This is a genomic window from Companilactobacillus nodensis DSM 19682 = JCM 14932 = NBRC 107160, from assembly GCF_000615905.1.
Taxonomy (GTDB): Bacteria; Bacillota; Bacilli; order Lactobacillales; family Lactobacillaceae; genus Companilactobacillus; species Companilactobacillus nodensis.
Map to the genome: position 1 here is coordinate 279,048 of NZ_BAMN01000001.1, position 25,282 is coordinate 304,329.

The 25,282-nt window shown below is 37.8% G+C and carries 19 protein-coding genes and 3 pseudogenes; 16 read left to right on the forward strand and 6 right to left on the reverse strand.

Annotated features, from left to right (window positions below; genetic code table 11):
- The first annotated feature begins 37 nt into the window (after window positions 1–37).
- The 3 genes from rapZ to whiA are packed head-to-tail and all read left to right on the forward strand — an operon-like array spanning window position 38 to window position 2,905.
- Window positions 38–952, forward strand: coding sequence for an RNase adapter RapZ (gene rapZ / locus JCM14932_RS01285; protein WP_025023260.1), 915 nt, complete (start codon window positions 38–40; stop codon window positions 950–952).
- Entirely contained in the window at window positions 939–1,973 is a 1,035-nt protein-coding gene (gene mgfK / locus JCM14932_RS01290) for a gluconeogenesis morphogenetic factor MgfK (protein ID WP_025023261.1), read from the forward strand. Before rapZ ends, mgfK begins: the two co-directional genes overlap by 14 nt.
- The gene (whiA, locus tag JCM14932_RS01295) at window positions 1,973–2,905 is read left to right on the forward strand and encodes a DNA-binding protein WhiA (RefSeq protein ID WP_025023262.1); all 933 of its coding nucleotides are present in this window, start codon (window positions 1,973–1,975) and stop codon (window positions 2,903–2,905) included. The genes mgfK and whiA overlap by 1 nt, the downstream gene beginning before the upstream one ends.
- A gap of 180 nt (window positions 2,906–3,085) precedes the next feature.
- On the opposite strand, the pseudogene JCM14932_RS14145 reads toward whiA, so the two are convergent.
- From JCM14932_RS14145 to JCM14932_RS01310, 3 genes and pseudogenes are all read right to left on the reverse strand, one after another.
- Window positions 3,086–4,199 (reverse strand): annotated as a pseudogene (locus tag JCM14932_RS14145) (ABC transporter permease).
- A 164-nt stretch (window positions 4,200–4,363) separates the two neighbouring features.
- Window positions 4,364–6,079 (reverse strand): putative glycosyltransferase family protein, encoded by a 1,716-nt coding sequence (locus JCM14932_RS01305; RefSeq protein ID WP_025023263.1) that lies wholly within the window; start codon window positions 6,077–6,079, stop codon window positions 4,364–4,366.
- Between the two features lie 478 nt (window positions 6,080–6,557).
- Window positions 6,558–7,940, reverse strand: a complete 1,383-nt coding sequence (locus tag JCM14932_RS01310; RefSeq protein ID WP_034542314.1) for a DHA2 family efflux MFS transporter permease subunit — start codon at window positions 7,938–7,940, stop codon at window positions 6,558–6,560.
- A 415-nt stretch (window positions 7,941–8,355) separates the two neighbouring features.
- Here JCM14932_RS01310 and JCM14932_RS01315 point away from each other — a divergent pair, with 415 nt between their 5' ends.
- The 4 genes from JCM14932_RS01315 to JCM14932_RS01330 all read left to right on the forward strand — a co-directional run bounded on the left by JCM14932_RS01315 (window position 8,356) and on the right by JCM14932_RS01330 (window position 13,149).
- Window positions 8,356–9,468 (forward strand): hypothetical protein, encoded by a 1,113-nt coding sequence (locus JCM14932_RS01315; protein WP_155832050.1) that lies wholly within the window; start codon window positions 8,356–8,358, stop codon window positions 9,466–9,468.
- A gap of 13 nt (window positions 9,469–9,481) precedes the next feature.
- Window positions 9,482–10,564, forward strand: a complete 1,083-nt coding sequence (locus JCM14932_RS01320) for an Ig-like domain-containing protein (protein WP_025023266.1) — start codon at window positions 9,482–9,484, stop codon at window positions 10,562–10,564.
- Window positions 10,565–10,646: 82 nt separating this feature from the next.
- Complete coding sequence (locus JCM14932_RS01325) at window positions 10,647–12,791, forward strand: hypothetical protein (RefSeq protein WP_025023267.1); 2,145 nt, start codon at window positions 10,647–10,649, stop codon at window positions 12,789–12,791.
- A gap of 169 nt (window positions 12,792–12,960) precedes the next feature.
- Window positions 12,961–13,149 carry a hypothetical protein gene (locus tag JCM14932_RS01330; RefSeq protein ID WP_025023268.1) on the forward strand — a complete coding sequence of 63 codons (189 nt, stop codon included), beginning with the start codon at window positions 12,961–12,963 and terminating at the stop codon, window positions 13,147–13,149.
- Between the two features lie 47 nt (window positions 13,150–13,196).
- On the opposite strand, the pseudogene JCM14932_RS14150 reads toward JCM14932_RS01330, so the two are convergent.
- From JCM14932_RS14150 to JCM14932_RS01345, 3 genes and pseudogenes are all read right to left on the reverse strand, one after another.
- Window positions 13,197–13,783: pseudogene (locus JCM14932_RS14150) on the reverse strand (ATP-dependent Clp protease proteolytic subunit).
- 172 nt (window positions 13,784–13,955) lie between these two features.
- Entirely contained in the window at window positions 13,956–15,080 is a 1,125-nt protein-coding gene (locus tag JCM14932_RS01340; RefSeq protein ID WP_025023269.1) for an acyltransferase family protein, read from the reverse strand.
- A gap of 85 nt (window positions 15,081–15,165) precedes the next feature.
- A complete protein-coding gene (locus JCM14932_RS01345; RefSeq protein ID WP_025023270.1) occupies window positions 15,166–16,041 on the reverse strand; it encodes a LysR family transcriptional regulator in 876 nt (291 codons plus the stop codon).
- 126 nt (window positions 16,042–16,167) lie between these two features.
- On the opposite strand from JCM14932_RS01345, the gene JCM14932_RS01350 reads away from it, so the two are divergent.
- The 9 genes and pseudogenes from JCM14932_RS01350 to JCM14932_RS14155 all read left to right on the forward strand — a co-directional run bounded on the left by JCM14932_RS01350 (window position 16,168) and on the right by JCM14932_RS14155 (window position 25,131).
- Complete coding sequence (locus tag JCM14932_RS01350; protein ID WP_025023271.1) at window positions 16,168–17,076, forward strand: ACP S-malonyltransferase; 909 nt, start codon at window positions 16,168–16,170, stop codon at window positions 17,074–17,076.
- The gene (gene mdcA, locus JCM14932_RS01355) at window positions 17,069–18,709 is read left to right on the forward strand and encodes a malonate decarboxylase subunit alpha (RefSeq protein ID WP_025023272.1); all 1,641 of its coding nucleotides are present in this window, start codon (window positions 17,069–17,071) and stop codon (window positions 18,707–18,709) included. The genes JCM14932_RS01350 and mdcA overlap by 8 nt, the downstream gene beginning before the upstream one ends.
- Window positions 18,710–18,756: 47 nt before the next feature.
- Entirely contained in the window at window positions 18,757–19,056 is a 300-nt protein-coding gene (locus JCM14932_RS01360) for a malonate decarboxylase subunit delta (protein ID WP_025023273.1), read from the forward strand.
- Window positions 19,046–20,710, forward strand: a complete 1,665-nt coding sequence (gene mdcD, locus JCM14932_RS01365) for a biotin-independent malonate decarboxylase subunit beta (protein WP_025023274.1) — start codon at window positions 19,046–19,048, stop codon at window positions 20,708–20,710. The genes JCM14932_RS01360 and mdcD overlap by 11 nt, the downstream gene beginning before the upstream one ends.
- The gene (locus tag JCM14932_RS01370) at window positions 20,698–21,342 is read left to right on the forward strand and encodes a malonate decarboxylase holo-ACP synthase (protein WP_025023275.1); all 645 of its coding nucleotides are present in this window, start codon (window positions 20,698–20,700) and stop codon (window positions 21,340–21,342) included. The genes mdcD and JCM14932_RS01370 overlap by 13 nt, the downstream gene beginning before the upstream one ends.
- Before the next feature lie 37 nt (window positions 21,343–21,379).
- Entirely contained in the window at window positions 21,380–22,174 is a 795-nt protein-coding gene (locus tag JCM14932_RS01375) for an alpha/beta fold hydrolase (protein ID WP_025023276.1), read from the forward strand.
- Between the two features lie 68 nt (window positions 22,175–22,242).
- Window positions 22,243–22,719, forward strand: coding sequence for a YbaK/EbsC family protein (locus tag JCM14932_RS01380; RefSeq protein WP_025023277.1), 477 nt, complete (start codon window positions 22,243–22,245; stop codon window positions 22,717–22,719).
- A 404-nt stretch (window positions 22,720–23,123) separates the two neighbouring features.
- Window positions 23,124–24,563 carry an anthranilate synthase component I family protein gene (locus JCM14932_RS01385; RefSeq protein WP_025023278.1) on the forward strand — a complete coding sequence of 480 codons (1,440 nt, stop codon included), beginning with the start codon at window positions 23,124–23,126 and terminating at the stop codon, window positions 24,561–24,563.
- Window positions 24,560–25,131, forward strand: a pseudogene (locus JCM14932_RS14155) (anthranilate synthase component II). Before JCM14932_RS01385 ends, JCM14932_RS14155 begins: the two are co-directional and overlap by 4 nt.
- The last annotated feature ends 151 nt before the right edge of the window (window positions 25,132–25,282 follow it).

The window sequence follows — 25,282 nt, forward strand, 5'->3', positions numbered from 1 at the left end:
TGTTGTGGTATGCTAATATCTGAATGCGAGGTGCACTATGTCAAAAGACATGCAAAGTTTGGTAATAGTAACCGGTATGAGTGGTGCCGGGAAGACTGTAGCAATGCAGTCTTTCGAAGATTTGGGTTATTTCTGTATTGATAATATGCCACCAAATCTTCTTCCTAAGTTCTGGGAATTAGTTCATGAATCTGGAACTATTAAAAAAGTTGCACTTGTTGTGGATATTCGTTCACGTGCGTTCTACGATGAAATATTCTCAATGATTTCGCAAATGGACGAAGATGAACAAGAGAAGCAACAAAAAGTTGATATGAGAATTCTCTTCTTGAACGCTTCTGATGAAGAATTAGTATCACGTTATAAAGAGACTCGTCGCAGTCATCCTTTAGCCATGGAAGGGCGTCTGCTTGATGGTATTCACAAAGAACGTGAATTGCTTTCAGAAATAAGAAGTCGTGCTCAAGTTGAAATCGACACAACTGATTTAACACCAAGACAACTTCGTGAAGAAATATTTGATAATTTTCAAGAGAGCACAGGTACACCGACATTTCACATTGAAGTTATGTCATTTGGCTTCAAATATGGTTTGCCAATTGATGCTGACATCGTAATGGATGTTAGATTCTTGAAGAATCCGTTTTATGTGGAGAGTCTGAAGACTAAGACTGGTATGGATAAGCCGGTCTATGATTATGTCATGGATGATCCAGTAACAGAAAGTTTTTATAATAAATTAGCTGATTTATTAAAAAGTATAATTCCTGGTTATGAGAAGGAAGGCAAAACCAGCCTGACGATTGCTATTGGTTGTACTGGTGGTCAACACCGTTCGGTCGCAATTGCCCAACGTCTAGGAATGGACCTTAATGATAACTACTACGTCGATATTACACATCGTGATATGGAAAAATCTCAAAAGAAGGTAATTGAACATGCCAACAAATAGGATAGTTCGTGTTGTAAAGGGACGCCGTCCAAAGGTTGTTGTTATAGGTGGGGGAACTGGATTACCAGTTGTATTGAATAGTTTGAGAAACAAGGATGCTGATATCACAGCTATCGTGACCGTTGCCGATGATGGCGGTTCGTCTGGTGTATTGAGAGATTACATCAACGTCGTACCACCTGGGGACATTCGTAACGTCTTAGCATCGTTATCTGACTTACCAAAAGTTGATTTGGATGTTTTCCAATATCGTTTCAACAGTGACGATGACTTCTTCTCTGGTCATGCGATCGGAAATTTGATCATTGCTGCTTTGTCAGAAATGTCACCTAATATCTTTGATGCCGTTCAAGAACTATCTAAGATGATGCGTGTTGATGGTCGAGTATATCCTGCCAGCAATACGAAGTTGACACTGAACGCAGAATTCACTGATGGAACTACTTTGTCAGGTGAGCATGAGATAACTCATTCAGGTAAGCACGTTAAGCGTGTCTGGGTGACTAATTCAGACAATCCTGACGAGACACCCAAGTCACTATTACCAGTCGTCGCATCGATTATGCAGGCTGATGTCGTAGTCCTTGGACCAGGTAGTTTATTTACAAGTATCCTACCTAACTTGATGATCAGTGACCTTGGCGAAGCAGTTCGTCAAACACCGGCTGAAGTTGTTTATATTTGTAATATCATGACGCAGATCGGTGAAACAGAAGGTTTCACCGATGCTGATCACGTCAATGTTTTGAATGAACATTTGGGTGGCAATTATATCGACACAGTACTTGTCAATACTCGTAATATTCCTGAAGGATATATGGATCACAAGAAGTATGACGAATATATCAGTCAAGTAAAACCAGATTTTAAAGCATTGAGAGATATGGGATGCCGCGTTATTCAAGATGACTTCTTATCATTGCACGATAATGGAGCTTTCCACGATGGCAAAAAAATTGGTCGTGAAGTTTTGAATTTGGCATTTCAATCTGGAAATAGAAAAAATGAGGTGAGACACTAGTGGCTTCTTATGCAAGTGAAGTAAAGAAGGAACTCACTAGTTTAGAAGTTCATCCCGAACATGCACGTGTTGAATTATCAGCCTTGCTGAGAATGAATGGTTCATTGAGTTTGCAGAACCATCATTTTGTTTTGACAGCGCAAACGGAGAATCCTGCGATTGCTCGTAGGATTTTTTCACTCATTAAGTTGCGTTACGGGATGGAATCAGAACTATTGGTCCGTAAAAAAATGAAGTTAAAAAAGAACAATCAATATCTTGTTCGTTTAAAATATGATACTGAAAAAGTCCTAAAGGATCTTGGTATCTTAGATGATACTGGATTATCGATCAATACTGATGTGCCAGAGGATATCCTCGATGAAGATCAACGTATGCGTTCATATCTTCGTGGAGCATTCTTGGCCACTGGTAGCGTTAATAACCCTGAGACGTCAAGATATCACTTGGAGATTTATTCACTCTATGAATCTCACAACGCTGGTATTGCACAGATGATGAACCATTTTAATTTGAATGCTAGGGTTACGCAACGTCGTAACGGTTATATTGTGTATTTGAAGGAAGCTGAGAAAATTGCGGACTTCTTGCAAGTTGTTGGAGCAACCAATGCTATGTTGAAGTTTGAAGATATTCGTATCGTCCGTGACATGCGTAATTCAGTTAACCGTCTGGTCAACTGCGAGAACGCTAATATCAATAAGACTGTCGCAGCGGCAGAACGCCAAGTTGAGAATATCAAGCATCTGCAAAGTACGATCGGCTTAGATTCATTACCTGTAAAATTACGTGAGATTGCTGTATTGAGATTAGAGAATCCTGAAGTTTCTTTGAAGGAATTAGGAGATATGGTGCCGAGCGGTGCTATCTCTAAGTCTGGTATCAACCATCGATTACGTAAGTTGAATCAAATGGCTGAAGAAGCAGTTTAGAGAAGAGAGCGTGTCAAAGGACGGTAACACCTGAGCATCACCTAGTCTAATTGATTTTACTACGGAGTAGTAAAACTATTAGGCGTAGTGAGCGGAGGGTGTTGTCCTTTGTAAACGCGTTTCAGATAGTAAAGTAGAACCCAAAAAATGAGACCTCATATGAGATCTCATTTTTTTATTTTAAACTTTACGATAACGTTTCAAACCAACGATATTTAAGAATGTCAGTACGATCAGTATCCCTAGTAGAACGAAGATTTGAGGCCATAATGAAAAGATTCCCGTTCCATGCATGATGATATCTGAGACAGCATCGCCAGAATACTTGATAGGGATAATGTAGGAGATATCACTGACAATGTGCCATTGAGTCTAAGGGGATGATTCCTGAGAAGAAGACTTGGGGAATAACCACGATTGGAATGAATTGCATCATTTGAAATTCTGACTTAGCAAAGGTCGATAGTAGGATACCAAATGCTAAGGCAACCAAAGCCAGTATTAGATTGATGAAGATGACTGAGATGATATTACCTTTGACCTCAATTCCTAATAACCAAACAGTTACTACAACGATAATGATTGTTTGGACGATTGCCAAGATACCGTAACTGAGCATGTAACCATAAACGATTTCTGAGCGTTTGACGGGTGTTGCGAGTAGTCTGTCGAGCGTTCCACTGGTACGTTCCTTGAGAAGTGCCATACCTGAGATCAAGAAGACGAAGAAGAAAACGAAGAATCCCATTAGAACTGGCAGAATCTTATCGAAGAAACCTGTGTCCTTGTCACCATAGACATAATGATTATGTATTTTAGGAGTAGAAGTTTTTGAAGAGATACTTGGTGGAGTTTGACCAGTAAGTTTTGCCAGGGTTGTACTAGTTGTGATCAATTGGTTTTTCAGGTTGCTGACATTAGTCTTTGTCAGTGAAGCACCGAAAATTTGCTTAACAGCGGCTGTTTTTGTTGAATCAGTATTGGCATAAGTTAAATCATAATTGCTGCCTTTCTTTTGGATGATAGCATCGACCAATTCATCCTTTAGAGCCTTCTTAGCAGCTTTTTTTGTACTGTATTTGTGTACATCGACGTGCTTAGTATTACTGAGATTACTGTTTAGTGAAGTGGGTAAGCCAACTGTCGCAACGTCAACATTTGTTGAAGCGTTGGAGTTAAAAATGAAACTCAATAATAGTAGGATAATTACTGGTGCGATGAACATTAGGGCCAATGTCCGTTTGTCTCTTAGAAGTTCTTTGATAACCCTTTTCATAATTGCAATTGAGCGCATTAGTATGTACCTTCCAATTTTAAAAATCTAACTTCTGATTTAAATATTACGTCAAGTGATTAGTTACTCACCTTTTAAAAGTAATAATATCATCATCAGATTTTTTGTCAATCTTTCGTGTACAAAAAAATCAAATCCTCAAAAGGAGAATTTGATTTAGTGATTTAAATGTGAAATTTTTGATAACCCAGATATCCAATTAGAGCGATGACTAAAACAAATGATACCCAAATCATATATGGATATAAATGGGGATAAGTACTGATGATAGAGATATTAGCTGTCTTCAAGTTATGGTCGTTGTTGATAGTTAAGAATCCTTTATTGTCAGTTGTCCATTTAACATTCTTGCCATTTACCGTGACATTGTAATTCAGTGACGAGTAACCAAATATTGGTAACTCCAAATTTCCTGATTCAAGGTGTTCTCCACGGTAACTGACACTGTTGTTAGTTGCGGCAGTCTTTGTTAAAGGTATTTCATGATTGCCTTGTGTTGCCCAATGTTTCTTTAACTTATTTTGAATATCGAATGATAATGCCTGCCCATTGCTATTAGGCTCTATTGCAGTTTGCTGCGGTGCATAGTCAGGAATCAAAGTCCGTTGAATGGTTTCACTGTTGATACCACTTGAGGTTAATTTAACATCTTCATTTAATCCAACTGACTTATCGTAGGTAGCTGTAACAGTTGCCAGGCCTTTGCCGTGATTATAAATATAATTGGTAGTTACTTGAGTGGCTGCCGAGAGTGACAACACAGAGAGTAGTATCAAAATATACTGGCTAACGTGTTCTTTAAAGTTCTCTAACAATAGTATTATGGGAATAACACTAAGGAAAAGCGCAAAGCGCCAACTTGATTCTTGAAAGTTGTTGATAACGGGAACATGGTTGAAGATCGCCCAGGGTGTCATGTCAGTACTTAGAACAAGCAGTAGTGCTTCAATCAAAATGTAGGGCATAAGTTTTTTGATTTTTTTCTTATCGAATCCAACAAACACAATCAGCAGAATAATCATTGATAATGTTGAAAAGGCGACACGTGCATTCCATTTTGAATTGGTAAACAGCATCGTGATTGGATCGGCAATGATATTACCCTTACCAAATGGTGCCAGCAAGCCAGTTTTAGAAATAGTTATTATGCGATAGATGATGGGAATGCAGAGAATAACTGTGATGATTCCAGCAATGATCAAGTTGATCCAAGGTTTGATATTCTTGTCTTTGATTGATTTAACAATCAAGAATACTCCGGCAATCATTGATAGAGCGATGGCACTAAGTAAGTGGGAGTTAATAACGATTGTCATCAGCAAACCTAATTTGATCGCCAAAGTGTAATTCAATTTGTTGTCTTCAATAATATCTTTGAAGGTGAACAGAATAGGAAAAATGAATGCCAGAACAATTGCTGTTCCTGGTTGAAATTCCGTCGTTATGTCACGTAGGACTGCACCAGAATATGTGAAGATAAGTGCAGCCATACTTGAGTTGAAACTATTGTATCGTTTGTTCAGTGACAAAAAGGTTACGATAAATGTTAATGCTGCAATTAAAACTTTGACAGCAATTATCTGATGGATCGGTGACAACATGTCGGTCACGAAGATAAATGGCCAGAGTGTGAAGTCAGGGTACATTCCATTAACAGCCTGTCCGGCTGAGAAGAAAGTATCGAAGTTCAACCAACCAGGCAAGTTTCCATTTAAGAATGCCTGTCTGATTTCATAGACACGTTGAGTATGGAAGAAAGTATCACTTCCTGAGATCATATAGTTGAAGTGAAATTGCCAAATCATCCAACCAAATAGTGTGATAAAAAATAGCAAAATTACTGAGATGGTCTTCTTGTTAATACGATTTTGAGTATTCATAAAGTCCCCCATAATTAATAATCCAGAAATTAATTATACTTCTAATACAAAAAACTGCGACCTGGGGGTTGCAGTTTTTTGTGTGGCTTTGGTTGTTTGTCTCCGATTGCAAGATATTATATCTGCCGTGGGGACCAGTTCCAGCCGTAAGGCGGTCTGTAACTTCGACTTGAAGCTTTGCTTCGCAAATCTCCAAGCTCGTCCGTAGTGTAAGAACGGGAAGGCCACCGTCCTAACGCTACCCTCACTGCAGTATAATATCTTGCAATCTCCGACTAGGTTTTCAGGTTCTATTTTAAGTTAGTTTTATATTGTGTAACGAAATAAATATCAGCCGGAGATAAAAATTGATTGAGCTAACAGCACAGGGCGACTTTTAAAATTCACGAACTATGTGAAGTTCAAAATCGAGATTTAAGACCGCTTCTCAGGCTTACATCGGTCCCACAGCAAGCTCAATCATTTTTTATCGTAGGCGTTAATCCTTCTGATTCTTAATAAGCAAAGCGAAGACAAAACCAATGATTGCCATTGCACAGAAGAAACCAAAGACATAGTGATAACCGATCAATCCCAGGTTAGCTGATAATCCGTGGTTTTGGTTAGCAGTTACTAGAATCAAAGTTGCCAGTGAAACTCCAAGCGATCCTAATAACTGACGTACGGTTGTGATAATAGCAGTACCATGGGGGATCAAACTCTCAGGTAATGAATTACCACCTAGTGTAGTTGCTGGCATCATGACGAAGGCATTACCTCCTTCAATTAACATAGCAATCAAGATCATTGGCCAGATACCGAGCTTCATATTTAAGAAGAATAAGAGGACCCAGCCGATAACGATCATCGACATACCAGAGATCAGTGTTTTCTTGAAACCTATCTTGTCAGCTAGTTTACCAGTTAATGGATTCAAGATGCTTAATAGAATAGCAGGTGGAACTAGTGCTAATCCTGATACCAATACTGAAGTATGCAAGATATTTTGATAATACAGTGGATAAATAATTGTAACAACGATCAATGAAATATATGAGAATCCAGTTAGTAAGACCGATAAGTCAAAGTTGAAGTTCTTCATGACTTTTAAGTCTAGTAGTGGTTCATCTTTAGTCAACTGACGGTGAATAAATAAGGCGGAGAGAATCAAGCTGACTACTAGCAAAATTATCAGGTTGGTTGATAGTTTGTGTTGACTACCAGCTTGATTGACTACATATAATAAGCCGATGATTCCAAGTAAGTAGACGATCGACAAGCTGTCGAGTTTTACTTTGTGACGCGGCATAACGTCCTTGATATAGATTAAACCAGTGATGAAGATCACAATCATTATCAATAAGAAGATAACGAATAATCCTTGCCATTGTAAGAAGTTCAATACGATACCTGAAATAATAGGTCCAGATGCTAGGGCGGAACCCATGACTAAACCAGCGAAGCCCATCGTGGTTCCACGACCTTCTTCAGGAGTGATAGTCATAAGAACCGATTGAAATGATGGGAAGAGAATTCCGACACCGATTGCTTCCAAGGCTCTACCAAGCATTGCCATAGCAAAGTTTTGTGCCAAGATGATGATTAGTGTCCCGATTGCGAATATCCCAACAACTCCTAAGAATATTTTTTTGAATGAAATATTATTTAAGAGCCAAGGACTGATCGGCATCATGATACTCATGATCAACATGAAGCCAGTTGTTAGCCATTGAATGGTTGGAGCTGTAACACCGAAGAACTTCATTAATGTCGGATAGGCAGTTGATAGGGATGACTGACTGATCGACATGGTGAACGTTCCTGATAACAGCGTGATGATGAATAATTTACGTTTTAGTGCGTTATTAATTGTACTGTCCATATATTTAACCTCCAAAGATTAGAATAGACTTATTTGAAGTTTTCGTCTATGGACATCCGGTAGGCTTATTGATGATAATTAAATATCATGAATTTATATATATCATGCAATTATTATAATTATAGTAAAATGATATAATACATATGATATCATGATATATTTATATCGCTAAAATTAGAATATAATGACTTATCTTTAATTTTATAAGCAAAAAAACAAATAAAAAGTAACTAAAAAAAGATAATACTCACTTTCAATAGAAATGGGTATTATCTTTTTTATGTATTCATAAACTAAATAACATAGTATATAAAATATCATATATTGTAAAGTTTTATTATAAAATACGGTTTATTCAATAATATGATAAATTGTATACTTATTTGTGAAAAATAATATTATATTTGGAGGTTAAATGATGAATAGGGGAAAAGCAGCAAAACTAGGTTTAGTCACGCTATTTTCTACTTTAGCATTGGGTACATTTGTTGTTCAAAATAATATTGAGGTGAATGCTGCACCTTTAGGAACTGAATTGCAATATTACTTGAATGACCCAACGCCAGCACCATCTAAGTTTTTGAATATTTGGAATTCTAATGGTTACGATCTGCAACCAGATCCTGTCTACAACATTCAAGTTAACGATGCTACCAAGACAATTTATACAGATGCCGCACGTTCAGTTTGGTCAGTTATCGGTGGAGTTTTCGATGCACCGCATTACAGATGGTACAAATCAGACGATGGTAAGACTTGGACTGAGGTACCTGAATGGCAAAATGGTCACAGAAAGAATATGCCAATTAATGCCACCGAAGAAGGAACAACTTGGTATCAATTAGATACACAGTATTGGAATTATTTAACTGGTTGGTTGACTAAGACGCACATTTATTCAAACGTCACACAAGTCAATGCATTGACTGAAAGCATCGATGCTGATTCTGTGAATGTGTCAACTGATAGTGATTATATCTACAACATTAGTGATGAATTGATGAATGTAACTTACGCACACGCAACAGTTAATCCAACTAACGCAACTGGTACGATCAAATGGTCAACTGATAATCCAGATCTAATAACAATCGACAAGAATACTGGTAAAATAACTGCCAACTCAAAAGGTTCAGTTGGAAAAGCCTCAGTTATAGCGACATATACTGGTTCAACTGAAAGTAATGTTAAAACGGTTGTTGGCCGTTCGCAGGTAACTGTTGGTGGTGGTTTGAATAATCAAACTGCAAAAGTCGGTGGAACAGCCACCTTTAAATTGCAGGGTAATACCGATGACTTCTATGGTTACTGGGATGATAACAATATTTCAGTTGAATGGTATTCAAAACAAGCTACTCAAAAAGATAGTAAAGAGAAATTACTTGGTTCGACAACTAATCTTTATTACACGACTAACCCGGTATCGAAAGAAAATGATGCCGATCAATATAGAGCAAAGATAATTATGCGCAAAGGTACAAAGAAAACTACATTAACTACAAACTGGGCAACGTTATCAGTTAAATAGGGAGAGTTCAATTATGAATAATATCAAGCTTAAACGCTATGGACTATTTTTGTTCGTTATTTTATTGATGCTAGGAGTATTTTCTACCCAAGATACACAAGCGGCAGAAGTGGGAACACCATTGACCAATAGTGCTTTCACGGCAACACCTGAACCTAACAAATTCTTGAATATCTGGAATACCAATGGTTATGATCTTCAACCAGAGGCGGTTACTTATAAGGTTGTTGGCAATGAGATCACACTGAACACTGATGCTGCTCGTTCAGTGTGGAGTGTCTTGGGTGGAGTCTTTGATGCACCACATTACAGATGGTACAAATCAGACGATGGGATTAGTTGGACTGAGGTTCCTGAATGGCAAAATGGTCATCGTAAGAACTTGCCAATTCAAACAACGGAACAAAGTCGAACTTGGTATCAATTAGACACACAATATTGGAATTACTTAACAGGTTGGGTAGCTAAGACACATATTTATTCAACTGTTGCAGAAGTTAATGCAGTTAACGTTCCAACTAATGCAACTGGTGTCAGCATAAGCACAGACAGTGATTACATTTATAACAATAGTGAAGGTCAAGTTAATACTACTTATGCACATGCGATTGTTGATCCAATCAGTTCAACTGGTAAGGTCACATGGAGCGTCGATAATATTAACTTAGCTACAGTTGATAGCACGGGTAAGATCACGGCTAACGATAAGAGCTTATCCGGTGTAGTTAAGGTTACTGGGACATTCCGCAATATGGATACTTCATTCGTAATTGGAACCACATATGTTCAAGTGGGTGGCGGATTAGATAACCAAACTGTTCCATCTGGTCAACCAGCTACCTTCACACTTCGTGGTGATACGAATAGTCTGACAGGAGTTATTAATGACAATCGTATCAAGATCGAGTGGTATAAGAAAGCTCCAGGTAAAACAAAAGCAGAATATTTAGGTAAGAGTAATAGCGTTTCATACACGACAGCTAATACAACTGCTTCAGATAATGGAACACAATATCAAGCAAAGATAACTCTTAAAGAAGGTTCTAAGAGTACGACTATAAAAACTAACTGGGCAACTCTCTACGCTAGTTATTAATTATATTTAAGAGATCATCGCATGTATATTGTGGATGGTCTCTTTTTATATTTTTTGTAACTTACTGAGAGGGGGAAGCAAAATGAAATTTAATAATTTGTTTTTGAGTAGAATACTAATAATTGCTCTATTGTTAAGTAGTTTTGTTCAGCCAATTACCACAGAAGCAGCCACTTTTGGATCACCAATTGCGATTGATAAACGAACTAATGAACAAACTACTTCATCTTTGACACCTAATGCAGATTCCAAAAAAACGTTGGCTATAACTGAGCAAGCTAATCAACAGCTAACAGCAGACGTTGTTACACAATTCAGTACACCACTATCTATCACGCCTGATGCTAATCAGACAACTTTGTTGAATTCATTGGTTTCTCCGTTGACTTTATATAATAAAGTCACGACTGGAGATGTTAATGCTAATGGGTATTATATCGAAGCGGATGTTGGATATTTATTTAGTACAATCCGAAATGATGTAAATGTTGCTAACACAACAACTATATCCTTAAAAAGTATTAATAATAATGCTCCAGGAACGGTAAATACCTGGACGATTAAAAGAGGTGTAGACAGTCCAGTATCATCGACAAAGATCGGTAAGACGGCCACAATTACAGGATTTGGAGATTCAATTACCATGAGTTCTGATAAAACAGCAACTTTAGTGGGATCCACCACAGATGTAAGAGGTGTTAATGTGGGTTTACCGTCAGGTGGTTATATGCAAATTACGGCTCAGATAACAAATAACATGCCTGCAAGTCTAATGCTTTCACTTGGTGGAGTTGTTGATTCATATGATTATATTCAGCATGCTGATGTGAACACTTTGATGCATTTTAGTATCAATCCGGATACTTTTGATGAAGTTTATAATTCTATGAAATCATATTCCCGGACAGATTTGAAAAATTTCCAAATTACGGGTTTAAGTCTTCATTGGAAGAGGGATTATCGTTTGAAGGGAAATGCCGAAACAAATCCAACGGCTATATCAGATGATGTAACGGATGTGTTGAACGGCTATGATTCTTCAGAATTAAGCTCCGAGTATTTGTTTTATAAACAGCCTGATCAAAATAGTCCCATAGAATATCCATACATGAATGGTGTCTATGCAGAGTTAATATTGGATTATACTTACAAATCCGGAATTTTATTTCCTACTACTAAGACTGGCCAGCTTGTGACTAATTTTGGTGGAGATGTCGTTGAACCATCAGTAACGCCAACAACACCGGAGCAGTTACCGGAAGTTAAGTTAGACAACGAGATTCATAACTTGACTAATAGTGAGAGCGATTCTCCAGACTCGGATGGCAAATACTTGGCCGTCAAAAATGTCAAAAAAGATGATGCGATTCAATATACTGCCAACTTTAATTTAACTTATGACAATACTGGAGAGAATACGGGAACTATTTCAAAAAGTACCTATACAGTACCTATCTCTAAAGGAATGGATATTGATACCGATAGCTTTAAATTTACGGATGATGATGGAAATGTTAGTGTAATTAATCCGAACAATGTAAGTGTAGCTGAGGATTCAGATGACAGTACTAAGCAATTATTGACTGTAAATAACGTCAATCTTGATCCAAAAGGAATCGATGATACGAATTTCAAACTTGTCTTTAATGGAACAGTAACAAATGATAATCAGAGTGATTTTACATTTACGCCAACTTTTAAGGGTATCGGTGGATATGAGAATAGTAACCCTAGTAAACCATTATATATTGATGCAAGTGGTAGGGAACAACTGATCAATTTTAACAATACAGTTGAACCTGGTGGTGGAATTTCTTTGGCGCCAGTTAATATCGACTTTGGTAGTCTTAATTCATTTGTTACCACGGATGTATTGAGACATCGAGTTAAGAATGACGATGCACCAGTATTGTCGGTTCAAGATGATAGAAGTGACTCAGATAAGAAGAGTCAGACGATATCGGTTGAGCAAATGGATGATTTGACAAATGGTAGCGTGCAGTTTCCAGGTCAGTTGAGATTCTATGATCCAAATAATAATTCATTTACACCACTAACAATTGGTGGTCCAGTGCCTATTTATATTTCGAAGGATGGTGAGACTATGTCTTCGATTTCTTGGGCAGATGATAAGGGCCTGTTATTGCATATAAACGGTGCCAATACAGCGATTCCGTCGGGTAAATATACAACTAGTCTGGATTGGACAGTAAGAGATACAATCTGAAAATTATTTTTCAAATAAAAATATGATAATTGATAATCAAAAAAACTGCACTTTATATTCTATAAAATATCGTGTTTTGTAAAAGAAAATTATAATATATGAAAAGTTTATTTAACAAATTTCGGTATAATGATTATAGGTAATAATCAAATACAGGGAGATAGGTATTATGGCATTAACAGACGCACAGAGACGTGCTAACGAAAAATGGCACAGAAATAACCGAGAACGCGCAAATTATATTGCGATGAGATCATCAGCTCGTAGTTTTATTCGCAACAAGTCGACTGTATCTGATCTGAAAGAGTTAGAGATGATTATTAAGAATCGTCGGGCAGAGCTAGGTTCTGAAGAATAAAAAAAGACTAATCGCATTTGCGATTAGTCTTTATTAGATTGAAACTATTATTTTTCAGCTTGATTTGTCATAATTTCATCAATCAAACCATAATCCTTAGCTTCTTGGGCTGTCATGTAGTTATCACGATCAGTATCCTTTTGAAGTTTTTCAAATGTTTGACCAGAATTATCAGCCAAGATGTGGTTCAATCTCTTTCTTGTCTTCAAGATCTCTTGAGCGGCAATTTCGATTTCTGTTTGTTGTCCTTGAGCACCACCGAGTGGTTGGTGAATAAGAACAGTTGAATTTGGAAGAGCAAAACGTTTGCCCTTTGTACCTGATGACAAGATAACACTTCCCATTGAAGCTGCCAAACCAGTAGCGATTGTTTGAACGTCTGACTTAACGAAGTCATAGTATCAACAATTGCTAATCCATCGGTAACAGAGCCACCGGGTGAATTGATATACATTGAAATATCCTTATCTGAGTCTTGAGCATCAAGGAATAGTAGTTCAGCAATGACTGTATTAGCCATTTGGCTGTTAACTTCACCTGATAACATAATGATTCTATCTTTTAATAATCTTGAATAAATATCATAGGCACGTTCGCCACGTGAGCTTTGTTCAATAACTGTAGGAACTAACATAAACTGCCTCCTAATTAATTAGCACTTGTTATTTTTTAGCACTCTTAATAGTACAGTGCTAATTTAGCATACAATCAGTATCGGGTCAACAAACAAACCTCGAAATATAAAAATAAATAAGATTTGTGTGATAACTTTTTTAATTATCGCACAAATCTTATTTTTTTAATCGTTATTTGACTTGTCCAGACACTTGTCGATCTAAGAACCCTGATTTAACACGTTGCCAGATAATATGGAACGTATATGCCGACGTGAATCCTAAGCACCAAGTTATTAAGTAACAGACAATGATTGCTACTAATGGGTGATTAGCAGCTAAGTTTTTGCCACCAATTCTCCAGATTATCTGGAACCAGAAGACATTCGATAAGTATGCTCGATATGCATAGACAGCTAAGAAATGAAATACTGGAAGAGCTTTAGAATTATTTCTGAGATGGTACATTGCTAATGCAGCAACTAATCCAATGACTAATAGTGCGTAGATGGTCATGGATGGCTTGTAGTAAGGAGCATTAGTTAATTGAACTGGGAATCCGTAGGCTGATAATTCAGTGTTAGTCCAATAATAGACAGCTATGAGCGCTACTAATAATACGATCCAAGTTTTTTTGATAAAGATTTCGAATTGTTCACGGTAGACCCAAGCAATGACACCAAAGATACCGTAAATCACGAAACTGACAAATAATCTATCTAGTAAGTACCAGTTGGTTGCTTGTGCTCCGTGGAAGACGTTGGTATCGTAAAACATTAACCAAGCAGCATATCCGATAATGGTTAGTGCGATAGTCCAGATGGCACGAGTGACACTCTTTTTGACCCAGTGGCCAAGTGCCCAGAAGAAAGGCATCAGGATGATGAATTGTAGCATCATAGTGTTATACCACAAGTGAGGTGCGGCATTACCATTGATGAAGTGCCACAAGAAGCTGCCAATACTGTTGTATTGGTTAACTTGTTGGACATCCGGAAAAATCAATAGATAAGCCAGCGTCCACCAAATCGTTGGTACAAAAAGAGCAGACCATTGTTTCTTCATGTATCCACCGTAGTTATTCCAAGTGTTATCACCAGTAGTTCTGGTAGTTGTGTATAAGATACCAAAAATAAAGGCTGGTGCTGTGAACTTAACTAGGTTATAAATAATCCCAATAATTGATTGAATATTATCTGGTGGATTGGTGCCGAGTACAACACCAAGAACGGTCTGCATCATAACGGCAGTACAAGCGAATACTTTCATATAGTCCCCGACATCGGCGGGTCTTGTATTGTCTAATCTTGAATTCATTAGTCATTTCCCCTTTGATTGATTGTGAGACCAACAAAAGGATTTGTTAAATGCTAATATAATCGCTCACAAAACAAATTGCAAATTAAATTTTTAATTCTGAGTGTTGGAAACTCAAAAATAATTTGATTAATTCATTACTGATCTCACGTTGAATATCGGTTAAATTACTTGATGGTGAACACAAATAAATCGTTCGTTCCAATGGATCAGGTGTCAGTCTGGCTAGTTGGACTTGTGAACTGATAGTCTGCCAAGTAACAGAAGGGATGAAGCTTAGACCGATGCCAGCTTCGATCAATCCTCTAATAGTAGCCGGATCATCTGATTCATACATATAGTTGATAGTTATGCCGCGTTTGTCAAAATAACTATCGATCGTATTACGTAAAGGGTTGTTTTTATTTAGGCCAACAAATTTTTCATCAGTCAGTTCTTCTGGCTTGATGAATTTTTTTGTATAACCAGCAGTTAAATTCCATCCAACAAAAACTTCTTCCTTCAATACAGGCACGTTAGTCAGGTCTTTTAGAGGATGACTAGTAACGATGAAGTCAAATTGTTTGAAGTCAGCCTCACGGACAGTATGTTGTGCCAGACTTAGTCGGACGTTAGGAAATTTATTCTTGATGTTGAAGACGATACTAGGGATGAACGGCGAAGCAACTTCCATCAGGATAGAGATGGGATGCTCAGAGTTATCCACACCACCTTTGACCGCATTAATACCACGATCTAATTCTTTTAGGCTGTCATTGGCATAGCTGTAGAATAGTCGTCCAGCACGATTTAATTTTAATGTTCGACCAGTTCGATCGAAGAGCTTGACTTGCAATTCTTCTTCTAATTGTCGGATTGTTTTACTGACAGCGGGTTGAGAAATATATAAGATATCAGCAGCTTTGGTAATGCTTTCTTGATTGGCAACGACTGCAAAACATTTTAGTTGTGTTAAATTCATTTATTTATCCTCTATTAATAACCATTTAGTTATGTATTATTCAATTTATGTATTATACACGTTATGAATCTGCTTATATACTGTCTGTTGTGAGATCAATAAGGTAAATGATTTGGAGGTGAATGTATGCGTACATTGTGGATATTTCCAGGACAAGGTGGGCAGCGTCCGGGAATGCTTAAAGATGTACCACAGGATTTGAAGTTAAAGGTTAAGGAATTGACAGGAATGGAGTTAACTGATGATGGAGTTGCGTATCAGGATTCTATTCAAATCCAACTAGGAATTTTGATATTACAACTATTTAATGTTAGACAATTAACTCAAATCAAAGAAAAGCCTGAAGTTGTTGCTGGACATTCCTTAGGAATATTCGGAGCGGCTGTCGCTGCCGGAGTGTTGAGTGAAGATGATGCGATTAAGATCGTCTTTCTTCGTTCAACTAAGATGAAAGAAGCTTATCCAGTTGGCTACGGCATGGGGGCAATTGTTGGCTTAACTCGTAAGGAAGTTACCGCATTAGTTAAGCAGGTCAATGCGCCGGATATTTATGTTTCAAATCAAAATTCTGAATTACAAACAGCATTATCTGGTTCTCTGGACGGTATCAATAAAGTCTTAGATCTAGCCAAAGAAAATGGCGCTCAAAAGGCACTTATTTTGAAAGTACCTAATCCATCGCATTCACCATTGATGCAGTCAGCGGCTGATGCCTTGAAAGAAGCTTTCAAGACGATTGAGTTACATCGTCCCACTTGTACATATCTAACTAATTACAATGGTCATGCTGTTCATACCGTTGATGAGATCAAGAAGGATATGATCAACAATCTGATCTATCCAGTTTATTGGGACACGATGATGAGTGTTGCCAGTGAATTAGGCATTGATACGACTGTTGAGTTAGAACCAGGGCATGCATTCACTAGATTGATTCATACCAAATTTCCTGATCTGAGAAATATTACCATGAGTGAAATGGGAATTGATGATACTGAATTTCTATTAAAAAAATGGAGGAAAATAAATGACTAAAAGAAGTTGGACCACTAATCATGATGCTAAAAATTCCAAATTAGAAAATGTTGCATCAATGATGGATGGCAAGTTTGTAAAAACTGAAAATGCTAAAGAATTATTAGAGGACTTGATTGCTCCCGGTGATAAAGTTGTTTTGGAAGGGGATAACCAAAAGCAAGCTAGTTTCTTGTCAAAGGTGTTAGCTTCAGTTGACCCCGGAAAAGTTCATGATCTACATATGATCATGTCTTCAGTTTCAAGACCAGAACACTTGGATATTTTTGAAACAGGTATTGCCAGCAAGTTGGACTTCTCATTTGCTGGACCACAAAGTACCCGTATTTCACAAATGATTGCTGACGGAACAATGAACGTCGGGGATATCCATACATATCTTGAATTGTATGCTCGTCTATATGTTGACTTAATCCCTAACGTTGTCTTAGTCGCTGCTGACAAGGTTGACCGTGATGGTAACTTATACACCGGTGCAAATACTGAAGAGACTCCAGTTATTGTTGAATCAGCTGCTTTCAAGGACGGTATCGTTATAGTTCAAGCTAATGAAATCGTTGATGAAGTTCCACGTGTTGATATTCCTGGTGACTGGGTTGATGTTGTTGTTCAAGCTGATCAACCATATCAACTAGAACCATTATTTACACGTGACCCTCAAAATATTACTGAATTACAAATTCTTATGGGTATGATGGCAATTCGTGGTATTTATGAGAAACATAATGTTCAATCAGTTAACCATGGTGTTGGTTTCAATACTGCTGCCATTGAATTATTGTTACCTACATATGGTGAACAACTAGGCCTGAAAGGTAAAATCGTTCCTAACTGGGAAGTTAACCCTACACCTACATTGATCCCTGCTATTGAAAGTGGCTGGGTCAAGACTATCCACAGTTTCGGTGGTGAAGTTGGTATGGAAAACTATATTGCCCATCGTCCTGATATTTTCTTCGTTGGTAAAGATGGAACAATGAGATCAAATCGTGCCTTTGGTCAGATGGCTGGTCAATATGCACTTGATATGTTCGTTGGTTCAACTCTTCAAATCGATAAGTACGGTAATTCATCAACTGTTACAAATGGCCGTCTATCAGGCTTAGGTGGTGCTCCTAACATGGGAAGTAACCCAACTGGTCGTCGTCACTCAACACCAGCTTGGCAAAGTCTTCGTCCTGACAATGACCCACTAGGTAAAGGACAAAAACTAGTCGTACAAATGGTCGAAACATTTGGTTCAAATAAGAAACCAGTTTTCGTTGATCACTTGGATGCTGAAGAAGTTAGAAAAGAAGCTAAGTTAGCTAATGTTCCAATCATGATCTATTCAGAAGATACAACACATATCGTAACTGAAGAGGGTATTGCATACTTGTACAAGACTGACAGTATGGCCGAAAGACAAATTGCCATCGAAGCAGTTGCCGGAGTTACACCGGTTGGTTTGAGAAGTAATCCTAAGCAACTAGCTGACTTACGTGCTCGTGGAATTGTCGCATTGCCAGAAGATATTGGTGTACATCGTAGTGAGGCCAAGCGTTCACTTCTTGCTGCTCAAACAATGGATGACATCGTCGATTGGTCAGATGGACTATATAATCCACCTGCGAAATTCAGAAGTTGGTCATAATTTAGAGCTACTTAATAGTTTTTATAATTCGTTTAGGAGAAAAATAAATGGAAAAATTACACTTTAGTTTTGATACAAAAGAACCCATCCAAAAACCAGTTCACGTTGGTGTAGTTGCCTCTGGTGATCTTGAAGTTATCTTCCGTCCCACAACTGATACTAAGTCAGATATTAATATCGTTACTGGTAGTGATGGTTTCAAAGAAGTTTGGCAAAATGTTTTGGATCGTTTCTTCGCAAGATATCCAATTCAAGCAAATATTGAGATCAATGACTTCGGCTCAACTCCCGGTGTTGTTAACTTACGTTTGACTCAAGCAATGGAGGCACTAAAGGATGAAAAATAGTTTTGTTGAATTACATGCACGTGAACGTGCTGAGGCATTGCTTGACGATGATGTCCGTGAATTAGTTGGTCCACTCGATAATATGATTTCACCACACTTGGAACCGCAAGGAATCGTTCCTGAAAGTGATGACGGTGTTGTCTTGATGCGTGGTACTATCAATGGCAAAAGCGCTCTAGTTATTTCGATCGAAGGTAAATTCCAAGGCGGTGGTATTGGTGAAGTTAGTGGTGCTAAAATCGTTGCTGCCCTTGAAAAAGCCCTTGAAGATAATCAAGCTGGTAAGACGATTTATCCGGTGCTAGTTCTTGATACTGGTGGTGTTCGTCTACAAGAAGCCAATTATGGGTTACTATCGATCTCTGAAATTCAAAATGCAGTTATTGCTTTGAAGAAATTTGTTCCTGTCATTGGTCTAGTTCCTGGACGTGTGGGATCATTCGGCGGTATGTCAATCACTGCTTCAATTCTTTCATACTTGATTGCAACTAAGAAAGCTAGAATTGCTCTTAATGGACCAGAAGTTATTGAACAAGAAGCTGGTGTTCGTGAGTTTGATTCCAGTGACAAAGATTTGATTTGGAATACTTTGGGTACTAAGCAAAGATTAGCGACTGGATTAGTTGATGAAGTTGTAGAAGATACAGTTGATAATATTAAGAAGTCAGTTTCAGATGCTATTGATGCCAAAAAAGATGCACATAGAACAGAAAATATTGATTTCTATTTGAGCCTTTTGGATAAGTTGGACTTGAGTAAGAAACTTGATATTGACGGCTATCGCAAGCTTTATTCAGAAGTTAAATCTGAGAAACACGTCATCGATGATGCTGTTGGAAGCAACACACCAGGTACAAAGAGTCGTGGTCGTGTTTGGTTTGAAAAACTAACTGGTATTAAGAATGCTAAGAGTTCTGTATCAACTGTTTTGCATGCTGAAAAAGATGGTAAAGAATATGTTGCTATCGTTCCAGATGCTGACAACAAGTTCCCACGTGTTCGCGATGGTGAAGTAGGTCTTGAAGAAGGATTTGCTGTAGCAAGTATCGTCAACAAAGTTGTCGCTGATGACGCCGATAAAGATATTAAACGTCCAATCATCATGGTAGTTGATGTACCTAGTCAAGCATATGGTTATCAAGAAGAATTGATTGGTATCCACGTTGCCTTAGGTTCAAGTGCTGCCGCTTATGCTAAGGCTCGCCAAGCTGGACATCCAGTCATTGCCTTCATCCCTGGTGATGCTGTCTCTGGTGGATTTTTAGCACATGGTCTCCAATCAAATAGATTGATTGCCTTAGACGATACATCAATCACAATTCAAGCTATGTCAAAAGCTAGTGCTGCTCGTATCACACAACGTACGATTGCTGAACTTGAAGAAGCTACTAAGCATGTTCCAGCTATGGCTTATGATATTGACAACTATGAAAAACTTGGTGCTTTGTACAAGTTGGTTAAGGGTATCGGTTCATATGATGCTACTGACGAAAATGTTGCTAAGATCAATTCAATTATTGATGAAGCTATCCAAACTACAGTTGGCAAACCAGCTGATCTGCACTTCCGTTATGAAACACCAATTGCGATTGAAAGTGGTCGTAAAGCAACTAACGCTGTACGCAAAGCTGTTTTTGAACAATGGAACGCATAGAAGTTTTACCGCATGATTTAATAAAAATTACTGTTGTCGATTTTTTTAGTGAACAAGTAATTCCTGACTGGGTAGTGGAAAGTCTCAATAAAACACCATTGGTCATCGTTCGTCGTGGACACGCCGTTGATGGGAAAATACCGGTTGGTGTTCGAGGGGTCAAACGTGAACAAAGATTTGCTGGATATGTTTTGAGTGCAAAATTACATTCTGAGGATATCATCACACCACATTCTTTGATTCAAAACAGTTGGGACAAGTTACCAGAAGTCAGACGGATGCTACCAGCAATTGCAGCATTTCCAAAGATTGCTCCATTGCTGAATAATTACCATTGGGGAATCAGCGGTAGTGTGGGATTTGAATTAGCTAGTGGTGCATCCACTGCCAAAAGTAGCAGTGATTTAGATTTGATTTGGTACGAAAGCCAAAAATTATCTCGTGAAGAATCGGTCGAATTATTGAACAAATTGAATCAATTCGGTGTTCATGCTGATTTTCAAGTTGTTCATGGTCAAAAAGGCTTTTCACTCGAGGAATTTGCCAAGAGTACTAGTGACACAATATTGATTAAAACTGCTGATGGTCCGAAACTATCGAATGATCCATGGGCAGAAATAGAGAAGGATTAAAAATCTTGGATTAATTTCCAGGATTTTTTGGTAGACAATGAAATTTTTAACAGATGACAAGGTTGAATTAGATTACAACATTTATGGAACTGGTAAACCAGTGATTTTGATTGCTGGGTTCGGTGGTTATCAGGAGATATGGCAATTACAAGTTGATTATTTGGTGAAGATGAATTATCAAGTGATAACGTATGATCATCGAAATCATGGAGCTTCAGAACGCACCAATACAGGATTGACAATGAGTCGATTAATTACAGATCTGCACGAATTAATTGATTATCTACAACTTGACGAGCCATTGTTAATTGGACATTCGATGGGTGCTAGTGTTTGTTATGGGTACTTGTCGAGATATGATAATGTGGCGGCCGTGATGAGTGTTGATCAGACGGTTAAAATGTTAAATGATATGGATTGGCATTACGGATTCATGAATATTAATACTGACAATTATCGGACTGAAACTTCACAGCCGGCCGATGTACATGAAACGTTGCATGGATTGAATTTTCGAGTGATGGTAAAATTGAATCTTGCTAAAAACAAATATCCTTTTGATCGGGTGGCTAATCTTCCGTTATTATTTGATCATGTGACCAAAGACTGGCACGAAACAATACAAAAAAGCAGCCACCCAATAATGCTGGTAGCCGCTAAAGAAAGTCCATATTATAATTCTGATTTTGCTAAAATTGTTGCAGATGAAAATGAAAATGTTACTTCAGCTGTAGTGGATAACTCTGGTCATGACATCATGGCAGAAGTTCCAGATCAATTTAATCAACTATTGCGTCATTTTGTGCTGTCCAATCGTCGATATCAATCATAATCGATTGGTTTAATTATTGTATCCAGATATAATATAGTCAATCAAGATTGGGAGAATTTACTATGAAAATAATTAATTTAGCCGAAAAATTCAAACAAGAAAATATTTATTATGAATTGTACGAGCATCGTGCAATTTACACTAACGAAGATGCTTTAGTTGTTAAATCTGAAAAGGGATTTACTGGTACAGAAACTAAAAGTTTATTTTTAAAAGGCAAAGATGGACGTAATTTCGTAGTCTTAACTTTCACGACTAAAAGAACTGATTTCAAACTTTTGAAACATGTTGTTGGTGAAAAATTATCGATTGTTTCGTCAGATGATATGGAAGAACAGACGGGTCAAAAATCGGGAGCCGTTTCACCATTTGGTTATCCTAGTGATATTCCATTGATTGTGGATGAAGAATTATATTCCAAAGAAAAATTGGTTTTTGCACCAGGAAGACCAGATCGAACGATGGTTGTTTTAGGCAAGGATTTGCCTAAAATCATTGAGATTCTTGGAAATGAGCACTTTGATTATTCTGATGATGAGGGATGAACAACCACTAATCTAATTAAATATTTATGTTGACAAATTATCCAAATACTTTTATTCTCTGTAACAACAAAACAAATTCGTCCATAAACCGATGAGATGGAGATCAAGACTATTGTGCATGCACAGAAAGTTGCCGCTGATGAGAGTGCAACCAAACGCAGGTAGTTAAATGGACCATCGAGGGTTCTCTCGAATGTTTGATTGTAAAATCAGATTAGTACAGGGAAACGTTAGGCATACGTAAGTTGTCGGGAGGGTGTTAGCCCTTCGCTAAGAGTAATGGGCTGTAGTGTTGCGTGTTATTTTGTATACACTATTGGTCTATTAAAATGAGGTGGCACCGCGGAAATCCGTCCTTAAACTGTATAAGTTTATGGGCGGATTTTTTATTTGGGGGAGAAAAGATGAATTTAGAAGAGTTAAGAGAGCTAAGTAAAGACTATCCAATGTCACCAGTGACTATCAGTTATCAAGATGTGAATTTTGAGCCGTTGGAAGTGATGCAATATTTGAAGAAGAACCAAACTGCCTGTTTCTTGTTTACTGGACGACCAAAGTCTGAGGAAGATGGCTATACTTTTATTGGTATCGACCCAGAGAAGACGCTTGTTTATAAAGATGGATTCTTGAATAATAGTCACACTAAGCAAGATTTGAAACCGGTACTAGAAAAAATTTTATCAGAAAATAAAATACCCAAAATATCTGAATTACCGCCATTTGTTGGTGGACTATCAGGTTATTTCGGATATGATTTTGCTCGATTTGCTAATCCAACATTGCCGCAAGAAATCTCAGATCCATATAATTTGAACGATGTTGATTTGTTGCTAGTTAAGCGGGTGATTGCCTTTAATCATCAAACCAAAACGGTGACTTTGTCTAGCATAGTCCCGACTTCAAAACTTGATTCGACTTATGAACAGACCATCAACAAATTACAAGAATTGAAGCATTTATTACTTAGTGATTTGACAATGCCTACAGCAAATGATTTTGAAATCACGAGTCCATTGAGACTACAGTTTTCACTTGCTGAATTTGAGGATAAAGTTGCAAAGACCAAACAGCATATAGTTGATGGTGATATTTTTCAGTTGATTCTCTCAAATCCGCAACACGGTAAGATGCGCGGTAGTTTATATACTGCTGCCAAGGAACTATTCTCCAGCAGTCCCACGCCGTATCAATTTTATTTCAAGCATGATAACTTTGAATCTATCGGTGCTTCACCTGAAACTCTGATCACTAAGCAAGGTCGTAGCTTATATACTTATCCGTTGGCAGGAACGAGGAGACGAGGCAAGACAGTCGTGGAGGATAATAAGTTTGCGCATGAACTGACGACTAGTTCCAAAGAATTAGCGGAGCACAATATGTTGATCGACCTTGGTCGTAATGATTTGGGTAAGATAAGTCAATTTGGCAGTGTAAAAGTCACTCGTGTCAGGGAATTATTGAAGTTCAGTAACGTTATGCACATGGGTTCGACAGTCGAAAGTCTAGTTGATGATAAGTCTTCAGCAATCGATATTGTAGAATCATTAATGCCTGCAGGGACACTGTCTGGTGCACCCAAAATTAGCGCAATGAAAATAATTAGCCAATTAGAACAACGCAAACGAGGAATCTATGGTGGTTGTATTGGCTATATTGATTTCTCAGGTGATTTAGATTTTTGTATCGGCATTCGTTTAGCTTATCGTCAAAATGATGATTTGGTTGTCCATTCTGGTGCTGGTATTGTAGCAGATAGTGTCGCCAAAAATGAATTTCAAGAATTCAATAACAAGGCGAGTTCGGTCATTGATGCTTTAAAGAAAACCGTGGAGGTGAGAGCATGATATATTTAATCGACAATTACGACAGTTTTACGTATAACTTGTACCAGTTGGTGGGGACTTTAAGTGATGAGCCGATCGTTGTGGTTAAGAATGATGAATTGACAGTTGAAGAATTGGTAGCTCGAAACCCTAGTAAGCTGATCTTTTCACCGGGACCTGGCCGTCCAGAGGATGCTGGTATATGTTGGAACAATTAAAGCATTTTATCGGTCGTGTGCCGATCCTTGGAGTTTGTTTGGGTCATCAAGCTATTGCTGAAGTATACGGTGGACAAGTAGTACATGCGCCAGTATTGATGCACGGTAAGCCGTCGGATATTAAGTTAGTGCATGGTGGAGCGTTATTTGAGAATTGTCCAAATTCATTCGTAGGAGCTAGATATCATTCTCTGATCGTCACTGATATTCCTACGACATTGAACGTTTCAGCACAAACTGCAGATAATGAAATCATGGCGATTGCGGACGAAAACAATAAGGTCTATGGCGTACAATTTCACCCAGAATCGATCATGACGGATAGGGAAGTCGGCCAACAGATAATCCAAAATTTTATTAGATTAAATTAATTAAATTAAAAATATATTTAAAAAGTTATTGACAATGAGAGTAAATAATCTTATTCTCATAACAACAAAACAAATTCGTCCATAAACCGATGAGATGGAGATCAAGACTATTGTGCATGTACAGAGAGTTGCCGGCGCTGAGACTGCCAAG

Excerpts from the sequence above, each read along its gene's own strand:
- rapZ (WP_025023260.1), top strand. The coding sequence starts at position 38 with ATGTCAAAAGACATGCAAAGTTTGGTAATAGTAACCGGTATGAGTGGT.
- mgfK (WP_025023261.1), top strand. The coding sequence starts at position 939 with ATGCCAACAAATAGGATAGTTCGTGTTGTAAAGGGACGCCGTCCAAAG.
- JCM14932_RS01305 (WP_025023263.1), bottom strand. The coding sequence starts at position 6,079 with ATGAATACTCAAAATCGTATTAACAAGAAGACCATCTCAGTAATTTTG.
- JCM14932_RS01310 (WP_034542314.1), bottom strand. The coding sequence starts at position 7,940 with ATGGACAGTACAATTAATAACGCACTAAAACGTAAATTATTCATCATC.
- JCM14932_RS01315 (WP_155832050.1), top strand. The coding sequence starts at position 8,356 with ATGATGAATAGGGGAAAAGCAGCAAAACTAGGTTTAGTCACGCTATTT.
- JCM14932_RS01320 (WP_025023266.1), top strand. The coding sequence starts at position 9,482 with ATGAATAATATCAAGCTTAAACGCTATGGACTATTTTTGTTCGTTATT.
- JCM14932_RS01325 (WP_025023267.1), top strand. The coding sequence starts at position 10,647 with ATGAAATTTAATAATTTGTTTTTGAGTAGAATACTAATAATTGCTCTA.
- JCM14932_RS01330 (WP_025023268.1), top strand. The coding sequence starts at position 12,961 with ATGGCATTAACAGACGCACAGAGACGTGCTAACGAAAAATGGCACAGA.
- JCM14932_RS01340 (WP_025023269.1), bottom strand. The coding sequence starts at position 15,080 with ATGAATTCAAGATTAGACAATACAAGACCCGCCGATGTCGGGGACTAT.
- JCM14932_RS01345 (WP_025023270.1), bottom strand. The coding sequence starts at position 16,041 with ATGAATTTAACACAACTAAAATGTTTTGCAGTCGTTGCCAATCAAGAA.
- JCM14932_RS01350 (WP_025023271.1), top strand. The coding sequence starts at position 16,168 with ATGCGTACATTGTGGATATTTCCAGGACAAGGTGGGCAGCGTCCGGGA.
- mdcA (WP_025023272.1), top strand. The coding sequence starts at position 17,069 with ATGACTAAAAGAAGTTGGACCACTAATCATGATGCTAAAAATTCCAAA.
- JCM14932_RS01360 (WP_025023273.1), top strand. The coding sequence starts at position 18,757 with ATGGAAAAATTACACTTTAGTTTTGATACAAAAGAACCCATCCAAAAA.
- mdcD (WP_025023274.1), top strand. The coding sequence starts at position 19,046 with ATGAAAAATAGTTTTGTTGAATTACATGCACGTGAACGTGCTGAGGCA.
- JCM14932_RS01370 (WP_025023275.1), top strand. The coding sequence starts at position 20,698 with ATGGAACGCATAGAAGTTTTACCGCATGATTTAATAAAAATTACTGTT.
- JCM14932_RS01375 (WP_025023276.1), top strand. The coding sequence starts at position 21,380 with ATGAAATTTTTAACAGATGACAAGGTTGAATTAGATTACAACATTTAT.
- JCM14932_RS01385 (WP_025023278.1), top strand. The coding sequence starts at position 23,124 with ATGAATTTAGAAGAGTTAAGAGAGCTAAGTAAAGACTATCCAATGTCA.